Consider the following 9,814-nt stretch of genomic DNA (forward strand, 5'->3'; position numbering starts at 1 on the left):
GACTGCAAAAAACTGCGGTTCTGCTCGCGTAATTCGGTCAGTGTTTTTCGTTTAAATGGCATTTTCTCGTTCCCATACCCAAAAAAACCGCAAGTCCTCGTTATCACGCCCGGGACGCTGATAACGAATGATCATGTTTAACCGATGGGGCCAGACAATCTGTGTGCCAATGTCGACAGAATCAGCCACCCCATCATCCCGCATCCATTGCAACGCTTCACGGGCATAATCCTCGGCGGCCAGTGCAACTGCCGTGGTGAGTTTTTGCCGATGCAATAACCACAACCGAGAGCCGATTTGATAATCTGCACCACTATCGCCCCACCAACCCCGGCGATCAGTGCCGTCAATGACATCATCCGCCCGCGCCTGTCGGTCTGTAAACAAACTGATAATGATCGCGGTTTGCAGGTCGTTACCTGTCACCAAATCACCGCGTCCAGCCTGCCAATCCGCATGGATATTTTTGACATCCCACCATGAGGTAATATCACTCATTTTACTGTCGCTCCTGTCGCTCTGCTGGTTACGGTCGAATCACCTGACCTCACGCCGGGGACGGGATGGGTATGTTCATTATAATTATCACGGAGTTGCTTCATCGTGGTTTGATTGCTGTTACAGTTATCAATAACATCGCCAGAAACTCGTAACACGGGCGTATTCAGCAAAACCTCCGTTGAGGCATTAACAGTGACTTTCGAGGCATTATTAACCGTGACCGGTTGCCCCTGAGCCTCCACCGTCATCCCCGATTCGGTCAGCAGGATATGCAGCCCCCATTGGTTATACACCACCACCTCGCCGGAATTTAATCCCCGGTGCCGGTACTGTTGATGGTTACTGCCAATCACCACCGCATTAGAGCGGTCACCCCCTAAAAACGCGAGGACAACATCGGTTCCGGCTGGCAGTCCTGACGAAAAACCAAACTCGGCAATGCGGTTTGTTTTGTCCCGCACCTCCATCACGGTTTGGTACTGCACCTGTTGGATGACGCCGCTGTCATTGCAGGTGGTCACGCGCCCCAGCCCCAACATCATCATGGCGCGGCGATATAAATTTTTAACGTCCATAATCACGTGACTCCATAATCGTGTCGTAGAATTCATAGGGTTGCACAGTGAATGCTGCCGGGGGCATCAGGGTTAACTCAGCCCGTGTGCCATCATCTTTGTTGCGGACGTAGGACACTTCTGATAATAGCCACTGCTCAGACGCCAGTCCGAATACAGGCAGGTGAATCGGGATCAGTGTATTGGGTTGCCACAATGCCCCACTGACATCGCGCCAGCTATCCACCAATACTTTCAATACTTTTGAGCGCCCATAACGGCGGTTCATTTCCCAGTCGATGGCCTCCTGCTGCCGCTGGTGTGAATGCAAGGTGCTTTCGATGATGGTGACGTAGTTCCGGTAGCGCATCTTTTCCGCTTCAGGATCTTTGGCGGTTGCAATTTCAACCACTTTATACCCCTGCCCCTGAGACAGTTCACTCAGGCCGCTGACGTTCATGGACAGGCCACTGTACTCTGAGAACCGCTCATTCATTGACGACTGATAATCCGCCATTTCAACGTTTTTACCCTGTTCGACGCCACTCGCCGCCACCTTGTCACTGACACGGGTTAACAACAGATCCCCATCGGGAGTGTCGTAATACAGCAGCGCTGACCAGCGGGTGATGCGGTCAATAATTTCCTGTGAGGACTCCCCCCAGTTCAGGGTAAACTGCGGCACGGGCTGCATATCGGTTACATCAGAGGTCACGCCAATGCCGTACCACTGCGCCAGTTTCTGGCTAATCTGCAACGCCGTCGCGGACGAAATAACGTTTTGCGGCCATTCAGCCGAGCAGTCCACCAAATCCTGGCATTTGCTCCTGCCGGTAACACGAATTTGGTGGGTTGATTTATTGATGGATGAATTCCAGATATCGATATAACCGGTGATAACAGGATCATCGCCTAACAATACCTGACAGGGCTGGCCTGCCTCAACCAGCTGTTTTTCACTGCTGCCGGGGTAATAGTCCATCAACATCAGTTCAAAATCGGATGGCAACCGCTCAATACCCCGCGTCACACGAATGCTGTCCCAGCCGTAAATCCGTTTACCACCAATCACCAATGACAACTCATTTTCATTTTTTTTCATTTGCGCAACGCCTCAAATTTGACCGGCATAAAGGCCGGGTGGCGAGGGTGGGTGGCCTGAACCAGTTCATCGCTGCGACCGGCATCCTGATAAATCCGGTTGGCCACATTCAGTGCCGGTAATACGGCAGGCAAATTAAACTGGGCGAGCCGACCGGATTCAGCGCCGTTCAGTTCTGCACTGGTGACAAATTCATAGCGCAGCGACATCAATGCCTCATAAATTTCATCCATACCCAAATCGCCCGCCTGAACCCGTGCAGTATCCAGCGCGTTGCATACACGCCGTTGCAGTGCGTTCGCCTCCTGATTGTTTGCCGGTGTGAACTCACTGGCAACCTGAGCCATTGCCCCGGCAGACAGCACAACCAGCAACAACACCGTCATGTCAGTCACGTGGCGATCAACAGAACCCGGTTGATATTGGGTATTTTGAAATGATGACAAATGTTCAAAAATAGCGATTTTCCCGTCCGTGCTGCCTGCTGAACGGATAATCGCCTCTACGACGCCCTGCGCTGACTGACTGAATTCCTCCACAGTCAATGAATGCGTCATTTTATCGATAGATTCAGCAATGGATTTACGCCCCATCACCACTGCCGCCGTGGTCTGTTGAACGATTTCAGTATCATGATGGGTCTGGTTATCACGCGACCTGACGCCCGTGGCACCGGATACTGCACCGCCAATTTTCCCGCGTTGATAGCGCCCGTAACGCTCGCTGCCAAACGTTGTTTTCAGCATATCGCTGAGATTCGTCACCTCATCCACTGAGCGGGTCACCATGCCAACCCACTGGTTGGCGGTCGCTTTAATGGTTTTCATTCCCTGCACGACTGAACGGATCTCCCCCCTGACGGCCGAAACATATTTCGCCAGCATGGTGGTGTAGGTTCGCAGCCAGTTTTGCCCTACCTCGGTTGCGGATTTCGTGCTGTTGGTGACCGCAAATACTTTCAGGCCGGATTCAATGACCGTCAGGGTGAATTCGAATACCCGCCCGAACTCGGCACTCTCATTCATGCGCAGACCGCTCTCTGTCACACTGACCGTTAATTCACCCAGCGTGGGATGGATTAGCGTGCCTGTAGAGCCTGTCTCACAGGCGGCGACCAGATTTTTACGTTGGGTGATCACGTCGGGCGCGTGATAAACCAGACTGTCCTGAACAATAAATCCCCGCAGCGTGATTTTTCGTGTTGCACGACCTAGATCTTCAATCCATGCTGTATCGCGGTATGGGTATTCGTGAACAGCCTGACGGCGACCAAAAACGCTCTCACCGGAAACCACCGCAAATGGCACACCGCGAAACGAGGCCGGATGCAAATGTTCTGACCATTTCCATGATGAGTCATTGCCGCCACCCAGCAATGAAGAAATGGCGTCTTTAATAAAGGCCATGAGATACCTCTTTTTTAGGCGCAAAAAAGCCGCAATTAAGCGGCCTGATAATATTTAAACTTAGTTTTATGCTCTGAATCTATAGCCTTCCAATGCCTTCATCATCGGCTGCATATCTTCCTTACGTATCAATAGATATCCAGCACGTTGGGCTATTTCGTGCTATCAGCCTTCTTATTTGATATTTAAATTGCATGCCTTCACGAATTTATTAACAGCAACTGCTGAACCAGATGAATTTCCTGAAAAAGATTGCTTATAATCAACTTCATCAACAGAAATACCCGCTAAAATTTTTTGCTTTGCTGAACTTAACTGCTTTAATAACGACAAAATCTTTTCTCTATCAGTCCCTCTGGCTTCTATTGCATCAGAATTTCTTCTTTGTAGCATTGTGTTAAATTCGACCACTTGATTGCTATCAACTCTCATTAAAAAAGTCGCAGGTGTAGATTTAATATCGCTATCATCCATTAATTCAACATAAGAAACCGATAGATCATTACTATCGCATTTGAATACAATGCCTGATTTAGTGTTTTTAAGCTCCCCTATAAGAACAGCGCTATTATCACCAAAAATGCTTTCTTCTACATTCGTAATCCAAGCTGCATTTACCATAAATGGTATAAATAATAGAGTTATAAATAATTTCTTCATGAGATTACCTTATCAATAAAATATTGCATGCTGAGTAATGCCGTGTTTTTATCCAAGAAGGCCTCTATAAGATCACTTCTCTGTATAGAACAAAGTAACTAACAATCCATACAGAATAATAAAACATCCTATAATGACATGGTTTTGCTTGCTTGAGACTAATCCAATGTTATGAACGGTTTCGCCATAAGAAGAAACGGTGGTGCCCATATTTAGGGCAACAATCAGCCATATAATGCCAACCAATAATAAAAAACGCCCGAATCTATGCATTTATAACCTCATTAATAATATGATAAAAATCACATTGATGAATAAAACATAAACTATTTTAAGGATACTGCATAGAGGTTGTGACTCTCCCCCGCAGTTTTATTTAACTTTTATGGCCGTCCGGTCAGTTTTTCTCGTCCTTCAAGGGGTGAGGGGATACTGAACCGTCAGCGACCAGTGCAAGTGTGTTCACACACAGCGTGATACAGGGTGAGCAGATATATCCATACAGACCCGCAACAAACATATGAGTGCCATCGTTTATTTTGCCGCAGAAATTACATCCAATATCGAATCTCTTTTCTATTGTGGGTGACATGTCAATCTCCTTAAGGATATCTCATCGACGTTGTAACTTTTCCGGCAGTATTTGACTGGAAGTTTTGCCGCTCTCCGGTTTTGTCATTGAATAAATTAATATCAACGGTGATGGTTTTATCGCCGATAGCCTCTTGAACTGCCAGTGCGATTCTTTTATTCATTTCTTCATCGTATTCAGCCCGTTTGTCCTGGCTGTAGAGAGAGGTAATTGTTGGTTGTTCCGATGGTTTTTTATTGCTTGCTTCTTCGTTCTCTTCAGCCTGTCTGTTCTGGCTATAAACGGGCGGCTGTTCGGGGTTGTACTCATACCAGAGCCGTTGGCGTTGCAGGTTTTCCCTTGACCGTAATCCCGCCCAGCGTGGATCATGAATTGAGGCCATAATCGCGCTTTGCAATGCTTCCGGGCTAAATTGCATCTCGCTTTCTTTGAATATCATCTCTTTCATAATCCTTTCAAGAAGCGCAGGATCATGCATATTTAACCTTTCATTCGGATTGATTCCTGTTCGTTTAGACACAAAATCAATATAACCAAAGGTGTCATTATTATCCTTTTTAGGGGCATATTTCGGAATAATGGTATTCAAGGTATTAATGCCTCTATCCCCGTAAAGCATCAGTTGCCGACTCATCGCAGCCAATCCATCATGCATGGTTCTAAATTTAACAAAACTGTTATTGCGATCTGGGCCGTCTCTGCCGATCGTATTGGAGGCATCCCGTAGATTTCCCGGATTATTGTTACGCTCACTGCGATTGGGCTTTCCTTTGTTTTTTAGCGGATTTGGGTAATTGAATTCTTCATACTTTGGCAATGCTAGAGTTTTATTCGCGGCTGTTTTCGCTTCATGGGCTTTTTTCTGCTTTTCCCATGACTCACCATATCTATCATTCAGTTTCTTTTGCAGGTTTTCATCCGGTTTTTCTCGAAGAAGACGGAACTCTTCCATAAAGGTTAACTGGCTAATGAACTCCTTGTCCCGAATGGCCCGTTTCACGATATCCTTCTCTTTGTTTCCATGATAGAAATTGTCGGCGGTGTCGCTTTCTCGCATCCTGATATCTTTAATGGTTTGCCACGCGGGGGTTTTTTCTGCTTCTTTGCCTTTGTCCAAAAACCATGTAGCAGCATCTATCTTCGTTCGGTTCCACATCCCATCAATTCTTGCGCCAACCTCATTAGCTTCGGTATTGAAGTCAGTGAGTTTTTGGTTTTCTTCCGCTGTGCGGCTTTGACCGTTTTTTACAGATTTATCCAGCCGTTCCTGTATTTTACCTTCTCTGAGTAAGGCCAAAATTTCGGGGGTTAACCCCAATTTCACTATCAGTCTGTTCTCGGTCTCAGACAGAATATTTTTATTTTTAAATGCCTTTTCCAGTTCCAATAGCGTTGGAATAACATCCGCAGAACCCCCCTTTGTCGTGTGGATTTTAACACCCAGCTTATCTAATTCTGCACGAGCAGAACCATTCTCACCCCGCTCTGCCGCATTGAGTGTATTAAACAAATTCTGTACAGAATCCGTTGCCTTCTCAGCTTCTGTACCAATTTGTACCATTGCGCCGATTAAGCTAGAAGAGTCTTCAATTGACATCGCGGTGTTTTTGGACAGGACATCCAGATTATAGGCTTCTTTCCCCATATCCCTGAGCGTCTTATGTCCCGCTGTCAAACCGCCAATAACGCCCCCGATACCGCCCAGCAGTCCCATTTTGGACGCCATGCCACTGTATTTTGTGAACAGTTCACCAAAGTTCTTCAGCGGCGGGATCATGTCACCGATGTTTTGCACGTTATCTTGAGCGGAGCGTGACATATCCCGTAGTTGGTTGCTCAATGCCCCTGTATTTTCCAGCGTTTCACTGCCGCCAAATCGCAAGCCTTCCCGTGTAGAGTTTAATACAGGCTGCAACCCCTTAATTCTGGCCTCAATCTCAGCCAGCACTTTTGTTGCGTTTTCATCCGCGTTAATCTCAAAATCAAAGGCATTAGCCATTACGTTTAGCCTCTATAATGCGTTGCGCCTGCTCAGCCCACCAACTAAGCCGTGATCGACTCAGGAGCCACGCCTCTTGTGGCCCCCAGCGGTAAAAATAGGTGATGTCTGCCGCTAATCGTTGCCATTGCTGGAGGGGATATAAGCCAAAAAATGGGTTAAGAACACCTCACATTGACGGAAATCAGATATTGCCATCTTTTTCAGTACCGTTTCAGGCACACTCGATACCAGAGTAATCAGTAATCTCATGGCGGCCAGCGGGTTAGATTTTTTATCCATTTCATAAAACTGCTCAACCTCGAACAGCGCAGGCTCCCGCAGATGAATTTCGGTATAAACCTCTTTACCGTCATTGCTCTCAATCTGTTTACCCAATATCACAATTTTTGTTTTTTCCATGACTGCCTCTTAGTTTTCGGTCACTGAAATGCCTGCCCAACGAACCTCTAGTTCCGCTGATAATTTATACAGCTATATTATTGCAATATATGCAACAAATCAAATTAATGATGCAAATAATGCAAATAATGCAATAATATAAATTACACAAATTATGGATACACAAGGAACAGCAGAGCCATGTGACACTGCCGTTTGGTGAGGGGGATTAAGGGCATTCACTATCAGCACCAAACTTTGAATTTACCCTCACCGAATCACGCATCATCTTTCAAATTATAAGCCTTGCTATAGCAGGAATCCGATTGAGATTAAAATTTGACCTCAGTAATGTTTCTGGTGAGTTAACAGCAGGATGAAATGACCTTTAACGAATAATAAAGTGAGGTGTTTATGTCTGATGTTAATAAGCTGGATGATAAACAATGTCCGTTTGATCTCAGTAAATACAAAAGTAATGATGTGGTGGCTCCTATAGGTTCTCTACCGTGGGCAATCATTCAGGTGTATATGGGGAAGAAAGTTTATCGTAGTAACTGGAACTTTCCTGTTGAGTACATACGCCTTGCTGGTGTAACTGATAGTAATCCCTATATTGAGAAATATACACCAAACAATCCAACCCATTGGCAACCAACACAAGAAGATATGATGGCTTGTGATTGGGAACAGATGGATTGTATGTTGTCTTTTGATCTTGCATCGGGAAGTAGCGTGGCTCGTAATCCGAGCAAGCCAAATGAACCACTAGCTTGGGGATATATAATAAATACTGATTGGGATAATCATTTTGGTACTCTAAATATAGAACCAAACAATAAAGTTGATATTGTGAAAGTATGGGCTTTTATTTGGAACCCAGTAATATTCTATTTTAATTTTGATGTGGAAACCAAGCCAGATGCCGAAAGTCGTCAGAAGGTTATAGAATTATTCCAAAATAACGACCTTCGGGTGACAGTGGGTGGTATAGCTTATAATCTTGGCAAAACATTACCAACGGGAAAAGGTAACTGGGGTGCTGGAGATTATGGTGTCGTATTTCAGTCTCGAAACACTGAAACACAAAAATTAGGTACTCTATTGCAACAAATGCAACAAACAGGTCAAACCAAACGTTTTTGTCTCAGTTGGTAATCACATACCCTGAATTCAAGGCTGCTTAATGCGGCCTTTTTCAAATAAATCCACCTTTAACTCCTTGATATCTCTTATCTCCTGCATGATGCAGGTTTAGCGCTATATCATCGTTCCGTTTGAAACGGAGGTAGTGGAAACGAACACAGAGGCACCCCTGTTAAAATAGCTCAGTACGCTTAATATGCCTACCTGCTACCGTGGTCCTCACTTTGGTCTATCAATCAGCGAAATATTTCGCTAAAAGAAGGGCTGATTTTCTCGATTTTAAATCGGAGAAAGCACAGTGTCAGTAAACCTATGAGTAATCAGGGGCTGCAACCATTATCACACTAAGATGATTGCAGGGCATTGCAAGAGAAAGTTCTACGATAATTAGTTCACAAAAGTTCGTTTAACTCTCACTGATACCATGAAGTAAGGTATCCATATAGCAGCGGTAGCTATAGCTTGTAGAGCAGGTAATAAGGTGTCATAGCTAATTGAATACCCAAGTCTATTAGTCACTAAGAAAACCATAATACCCTGTATGATCACATTTGATAGGCAGAGTAATATACAAAAACTAGGCGCTTGCTTTAATTTATTAAAAAAGAGAATGGCTGTATGAAAAACCAATAAGAGCAAGATGATATTAGCAACCATTGTAAATATGACTATATTCTGCAAGGTAGAATAATATGCAACTCTAGACGCTACCTCAGCAGCTACTTTGAACTGATATATAATAAAAATCACTGCTAATATTAGACCTGTAGCAGGAAGATAAAGCCATCCACCTATTTTATTAAAAGGCTTTTCTGAGCACTCTTCACAATATTCTGTGTCTTGAGATATTTCTGTTTTACCACATTTAGTGCAAATCCATTTATCCATATGAGTAGACCTCTTATGTGAATATAAGTAATAAAATTACTAATTGATTTTGTTGGATAAGTAAAATACCACAAAAGAATCTCCAGTCATTCACTGGCAAAAGATTTTTTAGGCGCCTTAATCTCGCATTACAATATGCGCGAGACAGAAGACTAAAGCGCTTATCGGTGCAACACAGGAGATCATCTGTGAATTGTGAGCTTTAGCGTTCTCACGGGTTGAAAATAACAATTTAATTACCTGTTTCACATGATTTTTTTGACACACCTCTTTCGACTAAATGCCTGTACTTTAACTTCATTCCAAAGCCACCAATTTATCAGAGGCTCTTTATACCGTTAGAAATGCCGATAATGACTGAGTTTTTACTATCGTTTTTCGCTTCTAACGAAAAAATAGCAAAATAACTGTACCATCTGTACCACTTACAATATTTCAATTAAATATCAATAAATTAAGGTGGTACAGATAGGAAAAACAACTGTCAATAACTGTCCATATCTGTACCATTGAGATTAAAACTCCTGCCTTAAATCTATGCCTAAATCTGTCGGCTCAATCGAACCTTTGCAGACCACACAGGGC

The 9,814-nt window shown here is 44.4% G+C and carries 10 protein-coding genes; 1 reads left to right on the forward strand and 9 read right to left on the reverse strand.

Features of this window, described 5'->3' with window-relative positions:
* Window positions 1–51: 51 nt before the first annotated feature.
* The 8 genes from Xvie_RS18910 to Xvie_RS18950 all read right to left on the reverse strand — a co-directional run bounded on the left by Xvie_RS18910 (window position 52) and on the right by Xvie_RS18950 (window position 7,216).
* The gene (locus tag Xvie_RS18910; RefSeq protein WP_086110687.1) at window positions 52–498 is read right to left on the reverse strand and encodes a phage GP46 family protein; all 447 of its coding nucleotides are present in this window, start codon (window positions 496–498) and stop codon (window positions 52–54) included.
* Window positions 495–1,112, reverse strand: a complete 618-nt coding sequence (locus Xvie_RS18915; RefSeq protein WP_422645953.1) for a phage baseplate assembly protein domain-containing protein — start codon at window positions 1,110–1,112, stop codon at window positions 495–497. Before Xvie_RS18915 ends, Xvie_RS18910 begins: the two co-directional genes overlap by 4 nt.
* Window positions 1,066–2,157 carry a phage baseplate assembly protein gene (locus Xvie_RS18920; protein ID WP_086110688.1) on the reverse strand — a complete coding sequence of 364 codons (1,092 nt, stop codon included), beginning with the start codon at window positions 2,155–2,157 and terminating at the stop codon, window positions 1,066–1,068. The genes Xvie_RS18915 and Xvie_RS18920 overlap by 47 nt, the downstream gene beginning before the upstream one ends.
* Window positions 2,154–3,563: a DNA circularization protein gene (locus Xvie_RS18925; protein ID WP_086110689.1), complete on the reverse strand. Its 1,410-nt coding sequence runs from the start codon at window positions 3,561–3,563 to the stop codon at window positions 2,154–2,156. Before Xvie_RS18925 ends, Xvie_RS18920 begins: the two co-directional genes overlap by 4 nt.
* Window positions 3,564–3,737: 174 nt before the next feature.
* On the reverse strand, window positions 3,738–4,223 hold the full coding sequence (locus Xvie_RS18930) for a hypothetical protein (RefSeq protein ID WP_086110690.1): 486 nt from the start codon (window positions 4,221–4,223) through the stop codon (window positions 3,738–3,740).
* Between the two features lie 397 nt (window positions 4,224–4,620).
* Entirely contained in the window at window positions 4,621–4,815 is a 195-nt protein-coding gene (locus Xvie_RS18940; RefSeq protein WP_086110692.1) for a ClpX C4-type zinc finger protein, read from the reverse strand.
* A gap of 10 nt (window positions 4,816–4,825) precedes the next feature.
* Window positions 4,826–6,814: a hypothetical protein gene (locus Xvie_RS18945; protein WP_086110693.1), complete on the reverse strand. Its 1,989-nt coding sequence runs from the start codon at window positions 6,812–6,814 to the stop codon at window positions 4,826–4,828.
* Between the two features lie 114 nt (window positions 6,815–6,928).
* The gene (locus tag Xvie_RS18950; RefSeq protein ID WP_086110694.1) at window positions 6,929–7,216 is read right to left on the reverse strand and encodes a phage tail assembly protein; all 288 of its coding nucleotides are present in this window, start codon (window positions 7,214–7,216) and stop codon (window positions 6,929–6,931) included.
* 393 nt (window positions 7,217–7,609) lie between these two features.
* Between Xvie_RS18950 and Xvie_RS18955 the strand changes: the two genes are divergently transcribed.
* Window positions 7,610–8,353, forward strand: a complete 744-nt coding sequence (locus Xvie_RS18955) for a Thoeris anti-defense Tad2 family protein (protein ID WP_086110695.1) — start codon at window positions 7,610–7,612, stop codon at window positions 8,351–8,353.
* A 375-nt stretch (window positions 8,354–8,728) separates the two neighbouring features.
* Here Xvie_RS18955 and Xvie_RS18960 read toward each other — a convergent pair whose 3' ends face one another.
* On the reverse strand, window positions 8,729–9,229 hold the full coding sequence (locus tag Xvie_RS18960) for a DUF2569 domain-containing protein (protein WP_086110696.1): 501 nt from the start codon (window positions 9,227–9,229) through the stop codon (window positions 8,729–8,731).
* Window positions 9,230–9,814: the final 585 nt, after the last annotated feature.

Origin of the sequence: Xenorhabdus vietnamensis (assembly GCF_002127535.1) — a bacterium.
GTDB classification, from domain to species: Bacteria; Pseudomonadota; Gammaproteobacteria; order Enterobacterales; family Enterobacteriaceae; genus Xenorhabdus; species Xenorhabdus vietnamensis.